Origin of the sequence: Pseudaminobacter soli (ex Zhang et al. 2022), from assembly GCF_014595955.1 — a bacterium.
Classification (GTDB): Bacteria; Pseudomonadota; Alphaproteobacteria; order Rhizobiales; family Rhizobiaceae; genus Kumtagia; species Kumtagia pseudosoli.
The window spans coordinates 437,883-460,570 of sequence record NZ_JABVCF010000002.1; the positions used below are offsets into that span (position 1 = coordinate 437,883).

Annotated in this window: 23 protein-coding genes; 18 read left to right on the forward strand and 5 right to left on the reverse strand. The window is 64.2% G+C overall.

Going from position 1 to position 22,688, the window contains the following annotated elements:
* Positions 1-56: 56 nt before the first annotated feature.
* Positions 57-1,166 (forward strand): histidinol-phosphate transaminase, encoded by a 1,110-nt coding sequence (gene hisC, locus HUI96_RS05295; protein WP_188253599.1) that lies wholly within the window; start codon positions 57-59, stop codon positions 1,164-1,166.
* 2 nt (positions 1,167-1,168) lie between these two features.
* Positions 1,169-2,104, forward strand: a complete 936-nt coding sequence (locus HUI96_RS05300) for a prephenate/arogenate dehydrogenase family protein (RefSeq protein WP_188253600.1) — start codon at positions 1,169-1,171, stop codon at positions 2,102-2,104.
* Between the two features lie 3 nt (positions 2,105-2,107).
* On the opposite strand, the gene HUI96_RS05305 is transcribed toward HUI96_RS05300, so the two are convergent.
* Positions 2,108-3,088: a DUF2125 domain-containing protein gene (locus tag HUI96_RS05305; protein ID WP_237683961.1), complete on the reverse strand. Its 981-nt coding sequence runs from the start codon at positions 3,086-3,088 to the stop codon at positions 2,108-2,110.
* Between the two features lie 106 nt (positions 3,089-3,194).
* Here HUI96_RS05305 and HUI96_RS05310 point away from each other — a divergent pair, with 106 nt between their 5' ends.
* The 3 genes from HUI96_RS05310 to HUI96_RS05320 are packed head-to-tail and all read left to right on the forward strand — an operon-like array spanning position 3,195 to position 4,908.
* Positions 3,195-3,731: a gamma-glutamylcyclotransferase gene (locus tag HUI96_RS05310; protein ID WP_188253601.1), complete on the forward strand. Its 537-nt coding sequence runs from the start codon at positions 3,195-3,197 to the stop codon at positions 3,729-3,731.
* 52 nt (positions 3,732-3,783) lie between these two features.
* Positions 3,784-4,371 (forward strand): YqaA family protein, encoded by a 588-nt coding sequence (locus tag HUI96_RS05315; RefSeq protein ID WP_188253602.1) that lies wholly within the window; start codon positions 3,784-3,786, stop codon positions 4,369-4,371.
* 21 nt (positions 4,372-4,392) lie between these two features.
* Positions 4,393-4,908 carry a disulfide bond formation protein B gene (locus HUI96_RS05320; RefSeq protein ID WP_188253603.1) on the forward strand — a complete coding sequence of 172 codons (516 nt, stop codon included), beginning with the start codon at positions 4,393-4,395 and terminating at the stop codon, positions 4,906-4,908.
* A gap of 314 nt (positions 4,909-5,222) precedes the next feature.
* Here the strand turns inward: HUI96_RS05320 and secA are convergent, their stop codons facing one another.
* Positions 5,223-7,964: a preprotein translocase subunit SecA gene (secA, locus tag HUI96_RS05325; protein ID WP_188253604.1), complete on the reverse strand. Its 2,742-nt coding sequence runs from the start codon at positions 7,962-7,964 to the stop codon at positions 5,223-5,225.
* A 229-nt stretch (positions 7,965-8,193) separates the two neighbouring features.
* On the opposite strand from secA, the gene HUI96_RS05330 reads away from it, so the two are divergent.
* The 6 genes from HUI96_RS05330 to HUI96_RS05355 all read left to right on the forward strand — a co-directional run bounded on the left by HUI96_RS05330 (position 8,194) and on the right by HUI96_RS05355 (position 12,479).
* The gene (locus HUI96_RS05330) at positions 8,194-9,084 is read left to right on the forward strand and encodes a peptidylprolyl isomerase (RefSeq protein WP_188253605.1); all 891 of its coding nucleotides are present in this window, start codon (positions 8,194-8,196) and stop codon (positions 9,082-9,084) included.
* 247 nt (positions 9,085-9,331) lie between these two features.
* Complete coding sequence (gene argJ, locus HUI96_RS05335; RefSeq protein ID WP_188253606.1) at positions 9,332-10,573, forward strand: bifunctional glutamate N-acetyltransferase/amino-acid acetyltransferase ArgJ; 1,242 nt, start codon at positions 9,332-9,334, stop codon at positions 10,571-10,573.
* Between the two features lie 5 nt (positions 10,574-10,578).
* Positions 10,579-11,358, forward strand: coding sequence for a GNAT family N-acetyltransferase (locus HUI96_RS05340; protein ID WP_188253607.1), 780 nt, complete (start codon positions 10,579-10,581; stop codon positions 11,356-11,358).
* Positions 11,355-11,765, forward strand: a complete 411-nt coding sequence (locus HUI96_RS05345; RefSeq protein WP_188253608.1) for a (deoxy)nucleoside triphosphate pyrophosphohydrolase — start codon at positions 11,355-11,357, stop codon at positions 11,763-11,765. The genes HUI96_RS05340 and HUI96_RS05345 overlap by 4 nt, the downstream gene beginning before the upstream one ends.
* Positions 11,766-11,879: 114 nt before the next feature.
* Positions 11,880-12,191 (forward strand): hypothetical protein, encoded by a 312-nt coding sequence (locus HUI96_RS05350; protein WP_188253609.1) that lies wholly within the window; start codon positions 11,880-11,882, stop codon positions 12,189-12,191.
* 111 nt (positions 12,192-12,302) lie between these two features.
* Positions 12,303-12,479 carry a Flp family type IVb pilin gene (locus tag HUI96_RS05355; protein ID WP_188253610.1) on the forward strand — a complete coding sequence of 59 codons (177 nt, stop codon included), beginning with the start codon at positions 12,303-12,305 and terminating at the stop codon, positions 12,477-12,479.
* Between the two features lie 20 nt (positions 12,480-12,499).
* Here HUI96_RS05355 and HUI96_RS05360 read toward each other — a convergent pair whose 3' ends face one another.
* Positions 12,500-13,393, reverse strand: a complete 894-nt coding sequence (locus tag HUI96_RS05360) for a methyltransferase domain-containing protein (protein ID WP_188253712.1) — start codon at positions 13,391-13,393, stop codon at positions 12,500-12,502.
* Between the two features lie 80 nt (positions 13,394-13,473).
* Here HUI96_RS05360 and HUI96_RS05365 point away from each other — a divergent pair, with 80 nt between their 5' ends.
* The 5 genes from HUI96_RS05365 (at position 13,474) to HUI96_RS05385 (ending at position 17,019) form a co-directional block, all read left to right on the forward strand.
* Positions 13,474-14,247, forward strand: a complete 774-nt coding sequence (locus HUI96_RS05365; protein WP_188253611.1) for a ComF family protein — start codon at positions 13,474-13,476, stop codon at positions 14,245-14,247.
* Between the two features lie 30 nt (positions 14,248-14,277).
* Positions 14,278-14,547, forward strand: a complete 270-nt coding sequence (gene grxC, locus HUI96_RS05370; protein WP_188253612.1) for a glutaredoxin 3 — start codon at positions 14,278-14,280, stop codon at positions 14,545-14,547.
* Positions 14,548-14,559: 12 nt separating this feature from the next.
* Entirely contained in the window at positions 14,560-15,426 is an 867-nt protein-coding gene (locus tag HUI96_RS05375) for a carbon-nitrogen hydrolase family protein (RefSeq protein WP_188253613.1), read from the forward strand.
* The gene (locus HUI96_RS05380; RefSeq protein ID WP_188253614.1) at positions 15,423-15,848 is read left to right on the forward strand and encodes a DUF1178 family protein; all 426 of its coding nucleotides are present in this window, start codon (positions 15,423-15,425) and stop codon (positions 15,846-15,848) included. Before HUI96_RS05375 ends, HUI96_RS05380 begins: the two co-directional genes overlap by 4 nt.
* A gap of 280 nt (positions 15,849-16,128) precedes the next feature.
* Positions 16,129-17,019 carry a DMT family transporter gene (locus HUI96_RS05385; protein WP_188253615.1) on the forward strand — a complete coding sequence of 297 codons (891 nt, stop codon included), beginning with the start codon at positions 16,129-16,131 and terminating at the stop codon, positions 17,017-17,019.
* A gap of 25 nt (positions 17,020-17,044) precedes the next feature.
* On the opposite strand, the gene ubiG is transcribed toward HUI96_RS05385, so the two are convergent.
* Positions 17,045-17,797 (reverse strand): bifunctional 2-polyprenyl-6-hydroxyphenol methylase/3-demethylubiquinol 3-O-methyltransferase UbiG, encoded by a 753-nt coding sequence (ubiG, locus tag HUI96_RS05390; RefSeq protein WP_188253616.1) that lies wholly within the window; start codon positions 17,795-17,797, stop codon positions 17,045-17,047.
* Between the two features lie 145 nt (positions 17,798-17,942).
* On the opposite strand from ubiG, the gene HUI96_RS05395 reads away from it, so the two are divergent.
* A complete protein-coding gene (locus HUI96_RS05395; RefSeq protein ID WP_188253617.1) occupies positions 17,943-19,715 on the forward strand; it encodes a cation:proton antiporter in 1,773 nt (590 codons plus the stop codon).
* A 156-nt stretch (positions 19,716-19,871) separates the two neighbouring features.
* Positions 19,872-20,036, forward strand: a complete 165-nt coding sequence (locus HUI96_RS30230; RefSeq protein WP_188253713.1) for a zinc ribbon-containing protein — start codon at positions 19,872-19,874, stop codon at positions 20,034-20,036.
* Between the two features lie 172 nt (positions 20,037-20,208).
* On the opposite strand, the gene HUI96_RS29820 is transcribed toward HUI96_RS30230, so the two are convergent.
* A complete protein-coding gene (locus tag HUI96_RS29820; protein ID WP_188253618.1) occupies positions 20,209-22,365 on the reverse strand; it encodes a calcium-binding protein in 2,157 nt (718 codons plus the stop codon).
* Between the last annotated feature and the right edge of the window lie 323 nt (positions 22,366-22,688).

Consider the following 22,688-nt stretch of genomic DNA (forward strand, 5'->3'; position numbering starts at 1 on the left):
GCCCGGCCTGTATTCGGCGCAGGCGGTTTTTGCCGTTCCTCCGGAAGTCGACATCCATGACGATCCCTGAAACTATGCGCCCAACACCGAAAGCAGGCGTCCTCGACATCGAAGCCTATGTGCCGGGCAAGAGCGCGGCCCCTGCCGGCGTGGCCAAGGTGCATAAGCTCTCCTCGAACGAGAATCCGCTGGGGGCCTCGCCGGCCGCGATCGAGGCAGTGCGCAATGTAGCGGGTCGGTTGGAGTTCTATCCGGACGGCGCCGCTACCAGGCTGCGCGAGGCGATTGGGGCCGCTCACGGGCTGAATCCGGCCAATATCGTTTGCTCCAACGGCTCCGACGAAGTGATCGGGCTGCTGGCCCAGGCCTATCTGGCGCCCGGCGACGAGGGCATTTTCACCGAGCACGGGTTCCTGGTCTATCGGATCTACATCCAGGCGGCCGGCGCAGTTCCGGTCGTGGCAAGCGAGACCAACGAGACGGCGGACGTCGACGCCATCCTCGAGAAGGTCACCCCGCGCACAAAGATCGTCTTTCTGGCCAACCCGAACAATCCGACCGGCACCTACATCCCCTTCGACGAGGTGAAGCGGCTGCATGCGGGCCTGCCGAAGCACGTGCTGCTGGTGCTCGACGCCGCATACGCCGAGTATGTGCGCCGCAACGACTACGAGGCCGGGATCGAGATGGTGTCGTCATACGAGAACGTGGTGATGACCCGCACCTTCTCGAAGATTCACGGGCTGGGCGGCATGCGCATCGGCTGGGCCTATTGCCCGCCGCACATAGCCGACGTGCTCAACCGCATCCGGGGGCCTTTCAACGTCAACGCTGCGGCGATCGAGGCGGGCGTAGCGGCGATGCGTGACCGCGGCCATCTCGAACGAACGGTGGAGCACAATGAGCGGTGGCTCGGCTGGCTCTCGGAGGAACTGGCCCGGCTCGGGCTGCGGGTCACGCCGAGCGTCGGCAATTTTGTGTTGATCCACTTCCCAGAAGATCGCGTGCATTCGGCGGCGGCCGCGGACGATTATCTGACGGCGCGCGGCTTCATCCTGCGCCGCGTCGCCGGCTACGGCTTCCCGAATGCGCTGCGCATGACCGTCGGCACCGAAGAGGCGAACCGCGGCGTGGTCGCCGCTCTGACAGAATTCCTGAAAAACTGATCATGCCCGATTTCCTCTATGACAAAGTGGCGCTGGTCGGCATCGGCCTGATAGGATCGTCGCTGGCGCACGTCATCCGCCGCGAGGGGCTGGCGCGCGAGATCCATATTACGACCCGGAGCGCCGCGACCTTGAAGCGGGCCGAGGAGCTTGGGCTCGGCGACTTCTATTGGGCGGACGCGAAGGAGGCGGTGCGCGAGGCCGACCTCATCATCGTCTCGGTTCCGGTTGGCGCATCCGGCGCGGTCGCGGCCGAGATCGCGCCTGTCCTGAAGCCCGGGGCGACGCTGACGGATGTCGGCTCGACCAAGCGCTCGGTGATCGAGCAGATGCGGCCGCACGTTCCGGCGCATGTGCATTTCATCCCGGGTCACCCGATCGCCGGCACCGAGCATTCCGGTCCGGATGCCGGCTTCGCTTCGCTCTTCGAGGGACGCTGGTGCATCCTCACGCCGCCTCAGGGCACCGACAAGGCCGCGGTCGATCGGCTCGCGGAATTCTGGCGGCGCTGCGGGTCCAACATCGACACGATGGATGCGGAGCATCACGACATGGTGCTGGCGATCGTCTCGCACCTGCCGCACATCATCGCCTACAACATCGTCGGCACCGCTGACGACCTGGAGACCGTGACCAAGTCGGAAGTCATCAAATACTCGGCCTCTGGCTTTCGCGACTTCACCCGCCTGGCGGCCTCGGATCCGACGATGTGGCGCGACGTGTGCCTGCACAATCGTGACGCCATACTGGAGATGCTGGCGAGGTTTTCGGAGGACCTGTCCTCGCTGCAGCGCGCCATTCGCTGGGGCGACGGCGACAAGCTGTTCGACCTCTTCACCCGCACGCGCGCCATCCGCCGCTCGATCATCGACGCCGGCCAGGAGGTGGATGCACCCGACTTCGGCCGGCAGGTGCTGGAGCACCCGCCGAAGCCGTGAGGATCACATAAGCGGAGGGAGAGTCCCGAGGGGGATGAAACCCAGGGTCGCCGTTCCCTTGGCGATGCGGAGGGGAACCTTCGGACTGCTGCCGAGGAAAGCCAGCCCTGCAAAGCCCTGCCGTATCTTGTCGGCCTGTTCGGGGAACACCTCGGCGAGTGAGGATGCCAGCTCGAGCGGGTCGGTGACCGCCACCTGGAGATCGGCGTCGATCAGCCCATCCTGATCCACCGAGAACGGCCCCGAAAGCTTCAGCGCGCCCTTTTCACCCAGTCTCAGGGTGACTTCGCGCAACTGGCCCGACCTGCCGCGAAGATCGTCGGCGCCTTTGCCCAGGAACTGCACGCCATCTTTCAGGGAGAGATCGGCCTCGCCAGCGAGCGGGGGCAGCTTGCGTCCCTCGACGAGCGCCGGGTCGATCGCAAGTCCTTCGAACCGGGTGGCGAGGTCGAGATCGGCTCCGTTCGGGCGCATGTGACCCTCGAAAGAGGAAGCCGAGACGAGATGCGCTCCATCCTGCCGGGAGGCCTTCAGCCCCCAGCCTTCGAGCGAAATCCGCTCGGGGAGGGGCTGCGCCAGCCTCACGCTCGCGCGCAGCCGCTTCCAGTCGAGCGTGAGAGGGTCGGCAGCCGCCGTCGACACGGTCGCGGGCGCGTCAAGCTCGGCGACGATCCGGAACGGGTCGTAGATCTGACCAGCCGAGCGGAAGGCGCCCGCGGAAACCGTGACCGCCGCTTCGGGCTGCTCCGCGGTGACGCGGTCGCAGTAGAGGCCGATGCGGAATGGATAGCCCCGCGCCACTGGATTGGTGCACTCGACCTTGATGCCCTGTTTCTCCAGGGTGGCGAGAGCCGGAAGCGTCTCGGACTCGATCTTGTTCGCCAGCCAGAACCATCCGGCCGTGTAGAGGCCGATCGCGACCAGCACTCCAATTCCGAGCCAAAGGATGCGGCGCGAAGCGCGCCTGTTGTTAGGTTCCTGCATGTCCCTTTTCCGGATCGGGTCTCGATCCTGCCGCATCAATGCCATTTCCCTAGACCAACGGACTCGTTTAGGAGTGCGGCGGTGCCGCGCGACATGGCTTGGGGATATGGGCGATTTTTGGGTTTTCGGCTATGGCTCCCTGATCTGGCGGCCGGGTTTTGCACATACCAGGACCGAACGCGCGCGGCTCAACGGCTATCATCGTTCACTTTGCGTCCATTCGCATGTCCATCGCGGAACACCGGAGCGGCCCGGCCTCGTGCTCGGCCTCGATCGTGGCGGGTCCTGCGTGGGGCTCGCCTTCAACGTGCCCGGCGATTTGCGCGAGGAGGTGCTTGCCTATTTGCGCGAACGGGAGTTGGTAACCAACGTCTATCTGGAGCGCGTGCTCCCCATCCGGCTTGCCAGCGGAGACGGGGTGCCTGCCGTGTGCTACGTGGTGGACCGGAATCATCGTCAATATGCGGGCAGCCTCGGGGAAGGCGAAGCTGCCCGCATCGTGCATGGTGCGGTGGGCCAGTCGGGGGCGAACGAGGACTATGTGTTGAGCGCAGTGGAGCACCTGGAGGCTCTCGGTATCCGGGACCACTGGATGGAGAAGGTGGCGCGGCTCGTCCGGGAACCCAGTTCCTCGCTCGTCTGACGCGCCTCGAACGGAAATTCGCAAATTTCAGCTAGGAACGGCGGAATAGAACATGCTTCGCAAGCTCTACGACTGGACGCTGTCGCTGGCCGCGCGAAAGTCCGCCGAATGGTGGCTGGCCATCATCGCCTTTGTCGAAAGCTCGGTCTTCCTCGTCCCCGCCGACGTGCTCTATGTGCCGATGGCGCTCGCCCGCCCCGACCGGGCCTACCGCTATGCGATCGTGGCCACAATCGCCTCGGTGCTGGGCGGCATCGCCGGATGGTTCCTCGGGCACTACGCCTATGAGGCGGTGGCGCGACCGGTGCTGGAGTTCTACGGCAAGTATGACGAGTTCGAGGCTCTGAGGATGAGCGCCGGCACCGGTTTCATCCTGCTGATGCTGATCACATCGGGAGCCGCCCACCTGCCGCCGATCAAGGTGGTGACGATCCTGGCGGGCGTAATCAGCTTCCCGCTCGGATGGTTCATCGTCTCAGCCATCGTGGCGCGCGGTGCACGCTTCCTCCTCCTGGCGTGGCTGCTCAGGAAATATGGCGAGCCGATCCGCGAGTTCATCGAAAAGCGCTTGGGCCAGCTGGCCGCAGCAGCGGCGGGGGTCCTAATTCTGCTATATGTCGTCGTCAGATACGCGATCTGACCCGCGAAACGGTTCTTGCCCATGATCAGTCTTGCCGCCCCGATCACCCGCACCCATACAGTCACGGCCCTGTTCCTGGCGCTGGCAATGGCGGCGACCGTCGGCACGGCGCTGGGATTCCAGCACATTGGCGGCTACATACCCTGCAAGCTCTGCTACGAGCAGCGCATTCCTTACTATGTGGGCGCGCCGCTGATGGCGCTCGCCTTCGTGGCGGCGCTGACGCCGCTACCAGCCATTGTCACGCGCATGCTGCTTCTCGCCGGCGGGCTTCTGATGGCCTACGGGCTTTATCTGGGCATCTACCATTCCGGCGTGGAATGGGGCTGGTGGCCGGGGCCGACCGACTGCGGGGTGGCGGTGCCGTCCCCCGACACGGGCGGGAAGGGCGTGCTCGACGCCATCGACGCCTATGTGCCGCCCTCCTGTGACAAGGCGGCGCTGCGCGTGCTCGGCCTCTCCTTCGCCGGATGGAACGTGATCGCCAGCTTCGTGCTGGCGCTCATTGCGCTGCGCGCCGCGTTCTTGCGGAAGTAGGCTGCTATCGGCTGGTCTGGATGCGTCCTTCGAGGCTCGCTTGCGAAGGTATTGACCTGCTCACGATGGATTTTGTGGGCGAGCACCTCAGGATGAGGGAGATCGTGCCGGCAAGCCAACCTCAAAGCCGGTGCATATGATTATCGCTCGTCGCGGCGCAGGTATCTCAGAGAGGCCTAAGCACAACGGTCCTCATCATGAGGTGCGACCTTGAGCGCGAGCCACGAAGTAGCGATCAGACGAAAAGGGTGCCTCGAGGGATGCACTACTTTGCTTAGTTCCGGCCGGAACCCGCCGGAACTAAGCGCCAAAGCTCAGCCAAACGCGCCGTGGCAGTGCTTGAACTTCTTGCCCGAGCCGCAGGGACAGGCCTCGTTGCGGCCGACCTTGCCCCAGGTCGATGGGTTCTTCGGGTCGCGCTGCTCGGGAGGAACGACGCGCTCGGTCGACACGCGGGTCAGAACCGCAGTATCGCCGAAGGCGCCTTCGTTGAAGTCGTCTTCGCCCGTCGTCGGGTCGATGTGCTGGCCAAACGCCTCGGGCGCCTCCGGTGGCGGTGCGTCGGCGGCCTCGCGGACCAACTCGACCCGCATCAACTGTGCGGTGACGGCTTGGCGCAGGTTGCCAAGCAGAGCCTGGAAGAGCTCGAACGCCTCCGACTTGTACTCGTTCAGCGGATCGCGCTGCGCGTAGCCGCGGAAGCCTACGACGGAGCGCAGGTGATCGAGGTTGACCAGGTGCTCGCGCCAGAGATGGTCGAGCGTCTGCAGGAGGATCGAACGCTCGACATAGGCCATCACCTCAGGGCCGAAGCGATCGGCACGATCCTGCGCAGCCTTGTTGGCCGCCTCGGTGATGCGGGCGTTGATCGCCTCCTCGTCGATGCCCTCTTCCTTTGCCCAGTCCGCGATTGGGAGGTCCAGGTTGAGATACTGGCCGACGTCCTCCTTCAGACCGGCTACGTCCCACTGCTCCGCGTAAGCGGTCTCGGGAATGTGCTTGGCCACCAGATCGTCGATCACGTCCTGGCGCATCTCGGCGACGGTCTCGGACAGGTCCTGTCCGTCCATCAGCGTCAGGCGCTGCTCGAACACCACCTTGCGCTGGTCGTTCATCACGTCGTCGTATTTGAGCAGGTTCTTGCGGATGTCGAAGTTGCGGGCCTCGACCTTCGTCTGCGCCTTCTCCAGCGCCTTGTTGATCCAGGGGTGGATGATTGCCTCGTCCTCCTTGAGGCCGAGCTTCTGCAGCATTCCGTCCATGCGGTCGGAGCCGAAGATGCGCATCAGGTCGTCCTGGATGGACAGGTAGAATTTCGAGCGGCCAGGGTCGCCCTGGCGGCCGGAGCGGCCGCGCAACTGGTTGTCGATGCGGCGTGACTCGTGGCGTTCGGTGGCGAGCACGTAGAGCCCGCCTGCGGCCAGCGCCTTCTCCTTCAGCCGCTGAATGTCCTCCCGGATCGCCTGCTCGCGTGCCTCGCGCTCGGAGCCTTCCGGCATTTCGGCGAGTTCCTGGCGGATTCGCATATCCGCATTGCCGCCTAGCTGGATGTCGGTGCCGCGGCCGGCCATGTTGGTGGCGATGGTGATCGCACCCGGCACACCCGCCTGTGCGACGATGTAGGCTTCCTGCTCGTGGTAGCGCGCGTTCAGCACCTGGAAGTTCTTGACGCCATCGGCGCGAAGCCGCTCGGCGAGGTGCTCGGACTTCTCGATCGAGGTGGTACCGACCAGGATCGGCTGGCCCTTGGTGCTGGCCTCGCGGATCTCGCGGACGATCGCCTTGTACTTCTCCTCGACGGTCCGATAAACCTCGTCGTCCTCGTCCTTTCGCTGCACCGGCAGGTTGGTCGGGATCTCGGTGACCTCCAGACCGTAGATGTTGCCGAACTCCTCGGCCTCGGTCGACGCCGTACCGGTCATGCCGGCGAGCTTCTTGTACATGCGGAAGTAGTTCTGGAAGGTGATCGAGGCGAGCGTCTGGTTCTCGGGCTGGATCTGCACGTGCTCCTTGGCCTCGAGCGCCTGGTGCAGGCCTTCCGAATAGCGCCGGCCGGGCATCATGCGGCCGGTGAACTCGTCGATGATGACGATCTCGCCGTTGCGAACGATGTAGTCCTTGTCCCTCTGGAACAGCCGGTGCGCTTTCAGCGCGTTGTTCACATGGTGGACCATCGCGACGTTCTCGACGTCGTAGAGCGACTCACCCTTCAGCAGGTCATTGGCCCGCAGCATGTTCTCGACCTTCTCCGTACCGACCTCGGTGAAGATCGCGGTGCGCTGCTTCTCGTCGACCTCGTAGTCCTCGGGGACGAGCTTCACGATCAGCGCATCCACCGTGTTGTACATCTCGGAGCGGTCCTCGAGGGGACCGGAGATGATGAGCGGCGTGCGCGCCTCGTCGATCAGGATGGAGTCCACCTCGTCGACGATGGCGTAATGGTGGCCCCGCTGCACCATCTGCGCGCGCTCATACTTCATATTGTCGCGCAGGTAGTCGAAGCCGAGTTCGTTGTTGGTGGCGTAGGTCACGTCGCAGGCGTAGGCCGCGCGGCGCTGCTCGTCCGAGAGCCCATGCATGATCACGCCAGTGGTCAGGCCAAGGAAGCCGTAAACGCGTCCCATCCATTCGGAGTCGCGCGTGGCGAGATAGTCGTTGACGGTAACGACGTGGACGCCTTTTCCCTCGAGCGCATTGAGATAGACGGGGAGGGTGGCGACCAGCGTCTTGCCTTCACCGGTACGCATCTCGGCGATGCCGCCATTGTGAAGTACCATGCCGCCGATCAGCTGGACGTCGAAGGGACGCATGCCAAGCACGCGCCTGGACGCTTCGCGCACCGTGGCGAATGCAGGAATCAGGAGGTCATCGAGGCTCTTGCCATTTGCGAGCTCTTCGCGGAACTGCTGGGTACGGCCCCTCAATGCGTCGTCCGACAGCGCCTGCATCTCGTTCTCGAGAGCGTTGATGGCTTCCACCCGGGAGCGGGTCGCCTTCACGCGACGATCATTGGCTGAACCAAATATCTTGCGGGCGAGACCGCCGAACCTGACCATCAAGGGTCCTTTCAAATACTCTGTCTGCCGGAGCTGGCCGGCCCTTCCGCAGTCCGTCGTTGAGCGGATCGCACGGAAAAAGGCGGCCGGAATTCTTTCTGGACGCCAAGTCGCAGGAGAGATAAGAGGGGGCACTTTCGATGTCAACGCTGCGCCGGGCCTAGACGTGGCGCTCAAATCAGCCACATTCGCCCACAAGATCGCGCCCGTTTCCCACCGGAGAGTTGAGATGTTGATCCGTTATCGCCGTGCTGTGCTTGCCAGCCTTGGGCTTGCCGCACTTGTCGCATTCTCCGCCAACGGAGCACGGGCCCAGGAAAGCGCTGGGGCTCAGCAGGACAAGGTCGTCGCCACGGTGGCCGGCCAGCCGATCACCGAAGCGGACCTTACGCAAGCCATCAGCGATCTGCAGGCGCAGTTCGCGCGTGTCCCCGAGGACCAGAGGCGTGCCGCGGCACTTTCGGCCATCATAGAGATTAAGGTGCTGGCAGCTGAAGGCACCGCCAAGGGCTACGACAAGTCGCCGGACTTCGAACGGCGGATGGCCTTCCTGCGGGATCGCGCACTGCACAGCGAGGTGATCGAGAAGGAGATCGCCAACAGGATCACAGACGACGAGATCCGCAAGCGCTACGACACCGAGATCGCCAACACCCCGCCGACAAACGAGGTGCATGCCCGTCACATCCTGGTGAAGACCAAGGAAGAGGCGGAAGCGATCATCAAGCAGATCGAGGGCGGGGCGAAGTTCGAGGATATCGCCAAGGAGAAGTCCGGAGACGCGGGATCAGGCGCGCAGGGCGGCGACCTGGGCTGGTTCGGTCCGGGGCAGATGGTACCCGAATTCGAGAAGGCGGCCTTCGCCCTTGGAGTGGGCGAGTTCACCAAGGAACCGGTGCAGTCGCAATTCGGCTGGCACATCATCAAGGTGGAGGACAAGCGGACCAAGCAGCCGCCTGCCTTCGACGTGGTGAAGGAGCAGATTCGCTCGCTGATGCTGCGCGAGAAGTATTTCGAGCTGGTCAAATCGCTCGAGGCAGGGAAGGTCGACATAACCGATCCAGACCTCAAGAAGGCGATCGACGCCGAGAAGGCGAACGAGGCGGATAAGGCGCAGTAAGCTCAGTCGGCTTTGTCGACAAGAATTGGGCCGGCTTCGATAAGAGGCCGGCCCTTTTCGTTTCGACCGATACGAGGCAGCCGACGGCGTTCAGGTGAAAATTCGTAGAAGTTGCCTGCCCTTTCGTCCGGCCAAGGGTGTGAGGCAATAGAGGAATTCACTTCCCGATACGCCGATCCGCCTTGCGTGCGACGGGGCTCTTTGGCAAACGAAGCGCACGCTCTGCAACGCCCTCCTTCGAGGTCTCATGTCGACAACGATCTCTCCGCTTGCCCCAAAGAAGTATCCCAAGATGCCGGAGATCGCGGGCGTACGGATCGCCACGGCGGAAGCGGGCATCAAGTACAAGAACCGCACGGACCTGCTGGCGATGGTCTTCGATGAGGGGACAACGGCGGCAGGTGTGTTCACCCGGTCGAAATGCCCGTCGGCCCCGGTCGACTTCTGCCGACAGAACCTGCCCGGCGGCAAGGCTCGAGTGCTGGTCGTCAACTCGGGCAACGCCAACGCCTTCACCGGCAAGAAGGGGCGTGAGACGACGCGGATGACCGCCGAGGCGGCTGCCGGCGCGGCGGGCTGCGGCACTGGCGAAGTCTTCCTCGCCTCCACCGGCGTGATCGGGGAACCGCTGGACGCCAGCCGGTTCTCCCATCTGCTCTCCGGCCTGGTGAAGGAGGCAGCGGCGGATCGCTGGACCGAGGCCGCCAAGGCGATCATGACGACGGACACCTATCCGAAGGTTGCGACGGCGACCGCCAGGATCGGAGACGCCGAGGTGACCATCAACGGCATCTCCAAGGGCGCCGGGATGATCGCTCCGGACATGGCGACCATGCTCTCCTTCGTCGCCACAGACGCGGCGATCGACGCGCCGGTCCTGCAGGCGCTGCTCTCAAAGGGCGTTGGCTCGACCTTCAATGCCGTCACCGTGGACAGCGACACTTCGACCAGCGATACGCTGATGCTCTTTGCCACCGGCGCAGCGGCTTCGCGCGGCGCGCCGAGGATCTCCGACCCTGCGGATCCCCGGCTCGGTCAGTTCCGGCGAGCCCTTAACCGCGTGCTGAAGTCTCTCGCGCTGCAGGTGGTGCGCGACGGCGAGGGCGCTCGCAAGCAGGTGGAAGTCACGGTGACCGGTGCGAAGTCGGCCCGCTCTGCCAAGCGCATCGCGCTGGGGATCGCCAACTCTCCGCTGGTCAAGACCGCGGTCGCTGGCGAGGACGCGAACTGGGGCCGCGTGGTGATGGCGGTCGGAAAGTCCGGCGAGCCGGCCGACCGAGACCGGCTCAGCATCTGGTTCGGCGACAATCGCCTGGCGTTCGAAGGCGAGCGCGATCCGGACTATTCGGAAGCAGCGGCCTCCGAATACATGAAGCGGGATGAAATCATCATCCGGGCCGACATCGGGCTGGGTCGCGGCAAAGCGACTGTATGGACCTGCGACCTCACCAAGGAATATGTCGCCATCAATGGCGACTATAGAAGCTGACGCAGGTGTCCGACTCGCTCGAGTTTCCCGAACTGACGACGGTGCGCCGCTTCGAGGCGGCCGGGTTTCGGGCATGGCCGGCGGGCTCGACGCATTATGACGGCGCGTGGGCTATCCGGCTCACGCCTGGACACAAGGGCAAGCGCCTGAACTCGATCAACCCGCTCGACCCGCGTGATTTTGCCGACATACAGGCCCGCCTGGAGCGTGCCTCCTGGCGCTTCGCAGTGGCGGACCGTCCCCTCACCATGCGGATTTCGCCTCTGGTTGCCTGGGCGATATCAGAGCACTTGGACGGACTCGCCTGGTCGCGGATCGCCGAGTCGACCGTGATGCGGCTCTCCCTTAGTGAGGCAAGCGTCGACGACGCACTCGACCAGATCCCGCTGAAGGACGTGGGCCGCTTCGTCGACGCCCTTGGGGCCGTGCGCGGCTACGGTAGCGCTGAAAAATCGGCGCTGTCGGGCGTGATCGGGGCGATCGAGCCCGAAGCCGGGCTGTTCGTGCTCGAGACTGGCGGCCGGCCTATCGCTACAGCGATCTGCGTTCCCGACAGCGATCTCGCCGGAATATTCGAGGTGGCCACCGCCGAGGGCGCGCAGGGCAAGGGTCATGGACGGCGCATAGTGCTCTCCGCGCTCAAATGGGCGCGGCTGCGCGGCGCGCACACAGCGTGGCTGCAGGTGGAACTTGAGAACTATGGCGCCCGACGGCTCTATGACAGCATAGGGTTCCAGGAACTCTATCGCTACCACTACCGGCAGCCGCCCGGAGGATCGGCATGAGTGCGGAAAAGCGGATCCTTCTAGTCTCCGCCTGTGCGCTCGTCGATACGGATGGTCGCGTGCTGATTTCGCAGCGGCCGGAAGGCAAGCCGCTGGCAGGCCTCTGGGAGTTTCCCGGCGGGAAGGTCGAGCCCGGGGAGACGCCGGAGGAGACGCTGATCCGCGAACTGCACGAAGAGCTCGGTATCGACACAAAAGTTGCCTGCCTCGCGCCGCTGACCTTTGCCAGCCACTCCTACGAGCACTTCCATCTGTTGATGCCGCTCTTCGTCTGCCGCCGCTTTTCCGGTGTGCCGACCCCAAGAGAGGGGCAGGCCCTGAAATGGGTCAAACCGAACCGGTTGCGGGAGTTTCCCATGCCGCCGGCGGACGAGCCGCTGATCCCCTTCCTAATCGACCTGCTCTGACCTCACCCGGCGCGCCCGGGAACCGCCGCCGCCGCTTCATTCAAAATTTACTAAAATGTGCGGAAATGGAACAGTTGATCTAGGCTGCTGATCCCTCCAGGCAAAGGACTGTCGATGGCCTTCGATCCTTACGAGGACGTTTCCCGCGGCAGGCCGCGGATCGAGCCGGTGCGCAGCGGCGCCTTGAAGATCGTCGTCCTATTCAGCGTGGCCGCAATCGTGATCGCGCTCATAGGTTCGAGCATGCTCGAGGGTCGACTCGGGAAGCAGACTGCCGGGGCCGATGCGAGTTTCGGGCTGGACTACACGGCGACGGGTACGGTGGCGAAGGGTGAGCGCTATACGGTCCGCAGGAGCGTGCTCCAGCCGTCGCCCCGGTCCATCTGCATAGTGCGCGAAAACGGCGTCCGCAGCGGCGACTGCTGAGGCGGGCCGAGGAGATCGCCATGACGAGGCGGTACACCAAACGTTAAGGCTGCCTCGTTAACCTTCCTTAACATCTCTCGTTTAGCCTCAGGCTAAGAGAGGAATGAGCCAATGGCAAAGACCCTTCGACGTTTCATCGCGGACGAGAACGGCGCGACGGCCATCGAATATGGTCTCATCATCGCGGTTCTGTCGCTTGCGATCGTAGGCGGCGTCGGGGCGGCGGGTGAGCGGATCGCATGGCTCTGGAGCGACAACAACAGCCGTCTCGTTCAGGCGCTCAAATAGGGATTCTAGACAGCCCCGGTTCAAGAGCCTCGGTCAGCGCCATTCTTATCTTCAATATCGCGCAGGGCCTCGGCCAAGGAGGCTTTCGCCGACCCTGGTCTCAGCGGCCTCTGCTGGGTAGATGAGGGCGCCCAGCCCGACATCCAGACGATCGAGAACGTAGCCCTGACGCGGCCGTCGGCGTCGGCGAAGCGCTCCGCATAGATTTGCGCCGCCCGCGCGAACAGTCCCCGTGAAGCTGGCCTGCGAGAGCGTGCGACAAGGGAACTGGTCGATCCCATCGAACGCAAATCCCGAAGCAGGCCGAACATGTCATCATATCGGACCGTCACGGTTTCCAGGTCTGTGACCGGCAGGGCGAAACCCGCGCGCTGAAGCAGCGCACCCACGTCCCTCACGTCGGCGAACGGCACTACCCGAGGGCTGGCCCCGCCTTCCAGTTCGCTCTCGGCGGCGAGCAGGCTTTCCCGCAATTCCGCCAGGCTTCCCGCGCCGGCCATTGCGCCCAGGAACAATCCGTCCGGCCGTAGTGCCCTGCGGATCTGGATCAGCACACCCGGGACGTCGTTCACCTCCTGAAGGGCCAGCAGCGAGACCGCGAGATCCAGGCTCTCCGGAGCGAAAGGCACCGTTTCGGGAGGAGCGATGATGCCCGGAGCCCCCTTCAGCAGGGCGGCGTCCGCCTCGACGCGGGTAACGGAGCGGGCCTTGCCGCTGGCGATCACCGCCTCGCGCGCATGTTCCGTCATGCAGAACAGCGTTGCTGCTTCGTCGAATTCCTTCTGGACGGTTGCCAGTCGGTCCTCGAGATCGGCCGCAGCGCGCCGCATCAGGAAATCGGCGCCCTCGTCCGCCTGGAGGAGGGCCCGACGCTTCCTGAGCAGGGCCAAGTTCGTGTCGATTACGGGCTGCACCATACCTGTCCAAGGCTCGAGGGCGATCAGCGACAAGCGCATCGCGTATGCTATTATTCCCCGGTGGGGGGAAGGTTGTCATGGCCGAATGGGCCGAGCGCATCAAGGCTGTCGGGGCTGCGGCGCTTGCCGCTCCGGCGCGCGTCCTCTTTCCGCCCCTATGTGCGGACTGCGGCCGCCAGGTTCAACAGCCCACCTCACTCTGCGGCCATTGCTGGCCGAGGCTCCGTCTGCTGGAGCCGCCCTGGTGCGCCGTTTTTGGCACGCCGTTCGAGCACGATATGGGGGAGGGGTTCCTTTCGGCAGAGGCGATCGCCAACCCGCCTCCCTTCCAGCGCGCCCGCGCCGCGGTGGCCTACACCGGGGTGGCGCGGCAGATGGTTCAGCGGCTGAAGTACCAGGACCGGACCGATCTGGCGCCGTGGATGGCGAAATGGATGGTCCGCGCCGGCTTCGAACTCTTTCCCGACACGGACCTGATCGTTCCAGTGCCGCTGCACCGGCGCCGCTTCTTCCAGCGCCGGTTCAACCAATCGGCCGAACTGGCGCGCCACATTGCCGACCTGACGGGCCTTCCGTTCGAACCGCTCGGCATGATCCGCGTTAAGAAGACGAGGCAGCAGGTCGGGCTCGGGCAGCGCGAGCGGGAGGAAAATGTCCGCGCCGCCTTCGTCGTCCCGAAGGAGATGAGGGAAAAGGTCAGAGGCTGCCGCATCCTGGTCGTGGATGACGTCTACACCACCGGCGCAACCGTCGCGGCGGTGACGCGTGCGCTGCAGAAGGGCGGGGCCCAAGCCGTTGACGTGCTGACCTTCGGGAGGGTCCTGGCAGAGGACTTTATGACCGATCTGTGAGCGACTATATAGCTTGGCAAAGGAGAAGGCATGGTCGACGTCACCATCTATACGCGCATGGCCTGCGGCTATTGCTCGGCGGCGAAACGGCTGCTGGAGAAAAAGGGCGTGGCCTTCACGGAGCACGATGCGAGCTTCTCGCCGGAGCTCCGTTCGCAGATGATAGCGCGGGCGAAGGGCCGGTCGACCTTCCCGCAGATCTTCGTGGGCGACCTACATGTGGGCGGCTGCGACGACCTCTATGAACTCGATGCGCAAGGCAAGCTGGACGGGCTGCTCACCTCGGGTGAGCTGAAGTAAAGGGTGGGAAAGATGAGCGTGTTCAAGGCGGCTGCCGTTCAGATGCGGTCCGGTATCGATCCGCGCCGCAATGTGGCGGACATGGAAGCACTGGTTCGGGAAGCTGCAGGCAAGGGCGCCGCCTACGTTCAGACACCGGAAATGACCGGCGCCGTGGTCCGCGACAAGGAACAGCAAGCCGCGGCGTTCACCACGGAGGAGAATGACCCGGTGGTGGCCGCCGGCACGCGCCTCTCCGCCGAGCTTGGCATTTATCTCCACATCGGCTCGACGGCGATCATTCGTCCCGACGGCAAAATGGCGAACCGTGCCTTCCTGTTCGGGCCGGACGGGGAGCGCATCGCGACCTACGACAAGATCAACATGTTCGACGTGGACCTCGACAATGGCGAGAGCTGGCGCGAGTCGGCAACCTACGAGCCCGGTACGGCTGCGACGGTCGCCGATCTGCCGTTCGCCCGGCTGGGCTTTGCCGTCTGCTACGATCTGCGCTTCCCGCAGCTCTTCAGGAGCGAGGCACTTGCCGGAGCCGAGGTTCTCACCGTCCCGGCCGCGTTCACGCGCCAGACCGGCGAGGCGCACTGGCACGTTCTGCTGCGGGCGCGTGCGATCGAGAACGGCGCCTTCGTCATCGCCGCTGCCCAGGGCGGAAAGCACGAGGACGGCCGCGAAACCTATGGCCACTCGCTGATTGTCGATCCGTGGGGACGGGTCCTGGCCGAAGCCGATCATGACGAGCCCGGGGTGGTGATCGCCGAAATCGACACGGCGCTTTCCGCCCAGGCCCGGCAGAAGGTTCCCAATCTCAAGAACGCGCGCGAGTTCGCGCTGAATGAAGTGGCGGTGCCGCAGGCGGCACTGCGTGGAGCTGCATCTTGATCCGCTTTTCTCTCAACTGCGAGCAGGGGCACGAGTTCGACGCCTGGTTCCGCAGCAGTGATGACTATGAGACCCAGCGCAAGCGTGGTTTCGTCGAATGCCCGGAATGCGGCTCATCGAAGGTCGACAAGGCGCTGATGGCACCAGCGGTCTCGACCACCCGCAAGAAGGAGAAGATCGCGCTTGCCCTGGGTGAGGCGCAGCGGCAGGCCATGGCGCAGCTCAAGACGCTGACGGAGAAGATGCGCGAGAACGCCGACTATGTCGGCGACAAGTTCGCCGAAGAGGCGCGCAAGATCCATTTCGGCGAGAAGGAAGCCCGTGGCATCTATGGCGAGGCCACACCGGAGGAGGCGCGCGGCCTCGTCGAGGACGGCGTCGAATTCATGCCCATCCCGGTTTTTCCCGACGAGCACAATTAATCTCTGGGCAAAGGATCACGTGTATTCGTCATCCCGGGCGTAGCAGCCGCGAAGCGGTTGCGTAGACCCGGGCTCCATTCCGACAATCCGCGGTTCTGGCTCCGCTTTGACTCCCTGGAGACGTCACGGAGTGGATTCCGGCTCGCGCTTTGCTGCGCTCGCTTGGCCGGAATGACGCGTTTTCACCCCGCCAGCCTGCGTTGCCCGAAAGTTCGCTCTGGACCATGCCCCGGCCAGCCGATTCTGATCATTTGCCGCCGAGCATGCGAGCCGGAGACCGATGAAGTCGATCTGGAATTCAGCCTTCGGCCTCCTTCTGGTCACCGGCATCTTCTTCGGCATGGCGCTGCCGTTCGGCAAAGTGGCGATGCAGGCCGGCGTGCCGGCACTGCTTTGGGCCTTCGTGATAGCGTTCGGCTCCGGCGTTGTTCTATCCGCTGTGCTGCTGATCAACGGCGGGCGGCCGACCCTCAGCCCGCGAAAACTGCGCTACTATCTGATCGCGGCAGCGATCTCCTTTGCCTACCCGAACTACCTCATGTTCGCGGCCGTGCCCCATCTCGGCGCCGGCTACACCTCGATCATGGTGACGCTGTCGCCAGTGTTCACGCTGGTGTTCTCGATCGCTTTCGGCGTGCGCCGCCCCAACTCGCTTGGCGTGGTGGGGATCGCCGTGGGGTTCGTCGGCGCGTTGATGGTCGCCGCGACGCGCGGCGAAGTGGGGCAGCCGGCGGAGATCGCCTGGGTGCTCGCCGGCCTGTTCATCCCGGTCTGCCTTGCCGCGGGAAACGTCTATCGGACGATCGACTGGCCGGCCGACGCCGGGCCGATCGAACTCGCTGCCGGCTGCAATCTGGCAGCGGCGGTCATGCTGCTTGTCGGCCTGCTGTTCTCGGCCGGTCCGTCCTCGTTCGCGACGCTTTCAGAGGTGCCACTGCTCCCCGCCGCGCAAGTGGCCGCGTCTTCGGCGATGTTCGCCTTCTACTTCCGCCTCCAGGTGGTGGGCGGTCCGGTCTATCTCAGCCAGATCGGCTATGTGGGCGCGGCCATCGGGCTTGGCGCGGGCATCGTGCTTCTCGGCGAGCGCTACCTGCCGCTCACCTGGCTGGGCGCCCTGCTCATCGCGGTGGGCGTGGCAATGACGACGGCGGCTCAGAAAAAGAAGGGCTGACACGCCCTTCACAAGCCGCTTCAGTTCACATCAGCGACGTCTTCTCGGACAGGAACATGTAGTTCACGTCCATGTCGGCGGAGCGCTCCCAGCGATCCGCGAGCGGGTGGTAGACAACGCCGGTCCGGTCGGAGACCGACATGCCGGCCTGGTTGAGGGCCTTCTCCAACTCGTCCGGGCGCACCAGCCGGCCGTATTGATGCGTACCCCGCGGCAGCCAGCGCAGCACATATTCCGCGCCGATGATCGCCAGGCCGAGCGCCTTGAGCGTGCGATTTATGGTGGCGACGAACATCAACCCGCCCGGCTTCACCATCTCCGCGCAGCGGGAGATGTAAAGGTTGACGTCGGACACGTGCTCGACGACCTCCATGTTGAGGATGATGTCGAAGGCCTCGCCGGCATCCGCAAGATCCTCCGCGGTCGTCGCGCGGTAGTCGACGTTCACGCCCGATTCGGCCGCATGCAGCCGCGCGACCTCGATGTTGGTCGCGGATGCATCAGCGCCGACCACCTCCGCGCCCAGCCGCGCCATCGGCTCGCAAAGCAATCCGCCGCCGCAGCCAATGTCGAGTATGCGCAGCCCTTCGAACGGCCGTGGGACCAGCGGGTCGCGGCCGAAACGCGCGGCGATGTGATCGCGGAGGTAGGAAAGCCGCACCGGATTGAATTTGTGGAGCGGCCGGAACTTTCCGTTCGGGTTCCACCACTCGGCGGCGAGGGCGGAGAAGCGTTCGACTTCTCCCGGATCGATCGTCGATCGTCGGGCTTCGGACATGCAGAGAACCTCCGTTCGCGAAGGAAGTCGTCCGGCAGCACGGCAAAGTCAATACGCGGTGCAAATGTGCGCTTGCGAACAAACCAGTTTCCCGGCAATGGACGAGCCTCGAAATGACGCAGCGGAATACCGGCGCGGGGGCTGGATGCATCACAACGTAACGCTGATTGCCACGATAGCCATTTGCTTCGTGCTTGCATCCATATTCGGATATCTGGCGGATCGGCTGCGCCTGCCCCCGCTCGTCGGCTATCTCGTGGCGGGTGTCGCGATCGGATCATTCGCCACCGGCCTTGTCGCTGACGGCGATCTTGCTTCGCAACTCGCCGAGATGGGCGTGATCCTGCTGATGTTCGGTGTAGGGCTGCATTTCTCAGCCTCCGATCTGTTGGCGGTGCGCGGCATTGCGGTGCCGGGCGCGATCGGTCAGATCGTCCTCGCCACGCTCCTCGGGATGGGAATCGCTTCCTTGTGGGGCTGGAGCCTGGGTGCCGGGCTCGTCTTCGGGCTCAGCCTCTCGGTTGCGAGCACCGTGGTGCTGCTGAAGGCGCTCGAAGAGCGCAACATGCTGAACACGCCGAACGGGCGGGTGGCCGTCGGCTGGCTCATTGTCGAGGACCTGGCGATGGTGCTGGCGCTGGTGCTGCTGCCCGCGGTCGCCGAGATGCTGGGGAACGGGGCGGCTCATGGGGCGGCCGGGCATGCGGCGGATGCAGGCGGCCAGCCGCTTCTGCTGACCCTGGCGATCACCCTGGCCAAGGTAGGGGTTTTCGCCGCGCTGGCGATCATGTTCGGGCCGAAGGTCGTGCCCTGGCTTCTCACGCAGGTGGCGCGCACGGGCTCGCGAGAGCTCTTCACCCTCACCGTGCTCGCGGTGGCGATCGGCATCGCCTACGGCTCTGCGCAGGTGTTCGGCGTCTCCTTTGCGCTGGGGGCCTTTTTCGCCGGCCTGGTACTGGGCGAATCCAATCTCAGCCACAAGGCGGCCGCTGAGTCGCTGCCGTTGCAGGACGCCTTCTCGGTCCTGTTCTTTGTGTCCGTCGGCATGCTTTTCAATCCGTCGGTGCTGATGGAGCAGCCGCTCGAGGTGCTGTTGGTCCTGGCGATCATCATGGTGGGCAAGGCGGTGATCGCCTTCGCCATCGTCCTTGCCCTGCGCTACCCGATCAGCCTCGGCCTCACCGTGTCGGCCAGCCTCGCCCAGGTCGGCGAGTTCTCCTTCATTCTCATCGGACTTGGCGTTGCCTATGGACTGGTCTCGCAAGAAGGGCAGGATCTGGTCCTTGCCGGCGCGCTTCTGTCGATCACCTTCAATCCACTTATCATGACCGCGGCGGGGGAGGCGAAGGCGTGGGCGAGAAACCGCTGGCCGGCCCTGATGGCAGGCTATGGACGCGTCCAGTACGATGCGCTGACCCGGGAACTCGATCGCATTCGCGCAATCCAGGAGGAGCGCGAGAAGGCGCGGCGGGTGAAGATCGAATCGCTCATCGAGACGTTCCCGCTCTTGTCGCTGATCGATGCGGAGGATCGGGAAGAACTGCTGCTGCTCTTTCGCCCGAAGACCGCCTCGCCCGGCGAGCGGGTCATCCGCACCGGCGACCGCGCCGACGGCATGTATTTTATCTCTTCCGGCGCGGTCGAGGTGGAGGTGGGCGGGCGCAGCATACGGCTGGAGCCGGGGTCCTTCTTTGGGGAAATGGCGCTGCTGAGCGGCTCACGGCGTATCGCTGACGTCATCGCCGTGGATTTTTGCGAGTTCCTGGTCCTGGAACGGCGCGACTTCAACCAGTTCATGGCCCGCCATCCGCAACTGCGCGCTGCCGTCGACGCAATGGCGCGCGAGCGGCTCGAAGCGAACCGCGCCTACGCAGACGATCTGGCCAAGCAGGACAGCGATCTGAGCGATACGCCCTAGACACCCAGAGGACGTTCGGCGTGCCCCCGGGAAATCGCGGCGGCGAGATCGCTCGCGCGGGGATGAGCCTAGGCTCTAGCGCGCCTTCCGTTGGACCCAGGAACATCTGGCAGGCTTTTCGGTTTTGCCGCGAAGCTGAATCCGGAAGGCAGGATGATGGCTGCGCATGCCGGAGAAATAGCGCAAGAGACCGGCGACTTCCGCTGCCAAAAGTGCCACCAGCAGACGCACGTCGCTAAGGGGCACAAGATCCCGAAGTGTCCTCACTGCGGGTACGAGACCTACGATACGCGCTATCACGAACCGGGGCGGAAGAGCTGACAGCCTTCTTGGAGGCAGCCAGCCGGTGGGGCATCCGAGCCGACTGAAGCAGAATGCCTGCCGGGGGAGTTTCTCTATCGAAACAAGTGAAGCCCGGGCTGAAGCCTGACGGCGCTTCAGCCCGGACGTCTTAGCTACAGACTTTTCGATCGATCGACTGACGAAACAGTCCTCAGGCGATCAGGACGAAGTCGCTCGTCGAAAGCGTGGTGACACCATTGAGCGTACCGATCAGCGCAAGATCGTACTCCGTGCCCGTTCCGTCCTGATCGAACCACAGGCGGCTGGTGTCGGTCTCGAACATGAAGATCGGCCCGTTGGTACCGGCCGGAACACCCGGAGTGGTCTGAAGCACCAGTTTCATCGCGCTGCTGGCATCCATGCCGAAGTCGGATCGCGAAACCACCAGCTTGTCGCCTTCGGCCCGCTTGAAATCGGTGATGACGTCCGCCGGCCAACTGTTTGCTCCGTACCACAAGTTGTCGAGGTGGAACCGATCGGCTCCGGTGCCGCCGGTGAGCGTATCGGAGCCGGCGCCGCCGATCAGGGTGTCGTTGCCGCCACGCGCGTTGAGGACGTCGTCGGAACTGCCACCATCGAACCAGTCGTTCGCCGCGCTTCCGAGGAACACGTCATCGTAAGACGTCCCCTCGAATTTCTCGATGCTCGTGAAGGTGTCCTTGGTCGCCGCTCCGGCGTTCTTTTCCTGGTTCGTGAGGTCCACATAGACGGACTCCCCACTGTGCCAATAGCTGACGAAGTCCGTTCCCGCCCCACCGTTTACGGTATCGGCGCCCCAGGCGATCAGGTCGTAATCGCCTGCAACCGGATTATGGGTGTCGTCGTAAAGGTGGAACGTATCGTTGCCGGCATCGCCGTTCAGCTTGTCGTTGCCGACGCCATCCCAGAAGATGTCATTGCCGTCGCCGCCATTGAGCGTATCGTTGTACGGCTTGTTGTAATCGTCTCCATCGTGGAGGGTGTCATTGCCGGCGCCGCCGTTGAGGACGTCGGTACCTGCATCGCCCTGCAGCCAATCGTTGCCGGCGCCGCCGTTCAGCTTGTCGTTGCCGCGGCCACCATAGAGATAGTCATCGAGGCCGGCGCCGGTGACCGTGTCCCCGCCTGCGCCGCCGTGGAACTCGATGCTCTCGAAGCCGACAATGGTAGTGCCGTTGCCGACATTGGTGAGCGTCTGTCCGCTGACGGCCAGATTGTAGTTCACGACGGTGGCGTACTTGGCGTCCTTCGAGTTGAGGTCGTCGAACATCAGGACGATCCGGTCGGTGCCGGTGCCGCCGACGCCCTTGTCTCCGACGCCGATCCCCACAACGTCATTGCCGGCGCCGCCGTCGACGACGTCGTAGTTGGTGCTGTCGTTGTCGGCCGTCGAACTCTCCGAGTAAACGTAGTCGTTGCCGTTGCCGCCGGTGACCGTGTCTGCGCCGTCGCCGCCATAGGCACCGTCGTCGCCGTCGCCGCCCTGCACGTTGTCGTTGCCCTCATCGCCGTACAGCGTATCGCGACCGTTGCCGCCGGTGATGATGTCAGCGCCGCCGCCGCCCGAGATGTAGTCGTGGCCCTCGCCACCATCGAGCGTGTCGCCGCCGGCGACATCGGACCAACCCCCCTCGCCATAGAGGGTGTCGTTACCATTACCACCATAGACCTTGTCGGCGCCGCTCCCGCCGTAAAGGATGTCATGACCGCCGAGACCCTTGATCGTATCGGCTCCGCCACCGCCCATAAGCATATCGCCCAGCATGTAGCCGGTGAGCTTGTCAGCATATGACGTGCCGGTGATGTTGTAGATCTCGACGTTCTTGACCGTGAAGCCGCCCGGTGCGGTCAACTGGATCAGGGGATCAGCGGCCGTGAAGGTGATGCCAGAGCCGGTCTTGGCGGAGTAGTCCGCCACCAGCGTATCGATGCCGCTGCCGCCATCGACCGTGTCGCCGTTCATTTCGCTCCATGAGCCGACATCAAGCCTGTCGTCTCCGGCGTCACCGTAAAGCTTGTCGGCGCCGGCCCCACCGTAGAGAGTGTCGCTGCCGCTGCCGCCCGAAAGCGTGTCGTTGCCGTCTCCCCCGAAGAGGAAGTCGTCGTTTTCGCCGCCGTAAAGCTTGTCGGCACCGGCGTCCCCGTAGAGCCAGTCCCGACCATACCCGCCGTTGATGATGTCGTTTCCGTCTCCGCCGAAGACAGTATCATTGCCGTAGCCTGCGTTGACGGTGTCATTGCCGGCATAGGCATAGATGTAATCCGAGCCGGTGGTACCGGTGATCGTCTCGGCGATCGTCGGATCGTCCTTCCCATTGATAGTTGCCATTGAATCAAAGTTCCTGAGTTGAGGAATCGAAGTTTCGATGAGCACGAAAACCGTGCGTCTCTGGCGCTTGGCCGAGCGGACCTTGGGATGTCGAATGAAACGGGACGATGCCGCGCAGGAAAGTGTTTGTGTAACTGTTTCGCATCAGCGACCGCGGAAACCTGCTTAAGAAAATGAGCAGGCGACACAGAGCGAACCAGTACGAAAAGGCGTTATGGTCTGCCGGCAATGCAGTCAGACCGCTGTCCGACGCGCATGGCAGGAACCCGAGGGCGATGCGTCGGGGAGCCGCGACTGAAATTCCCTTTGCTTACGCAGGGATC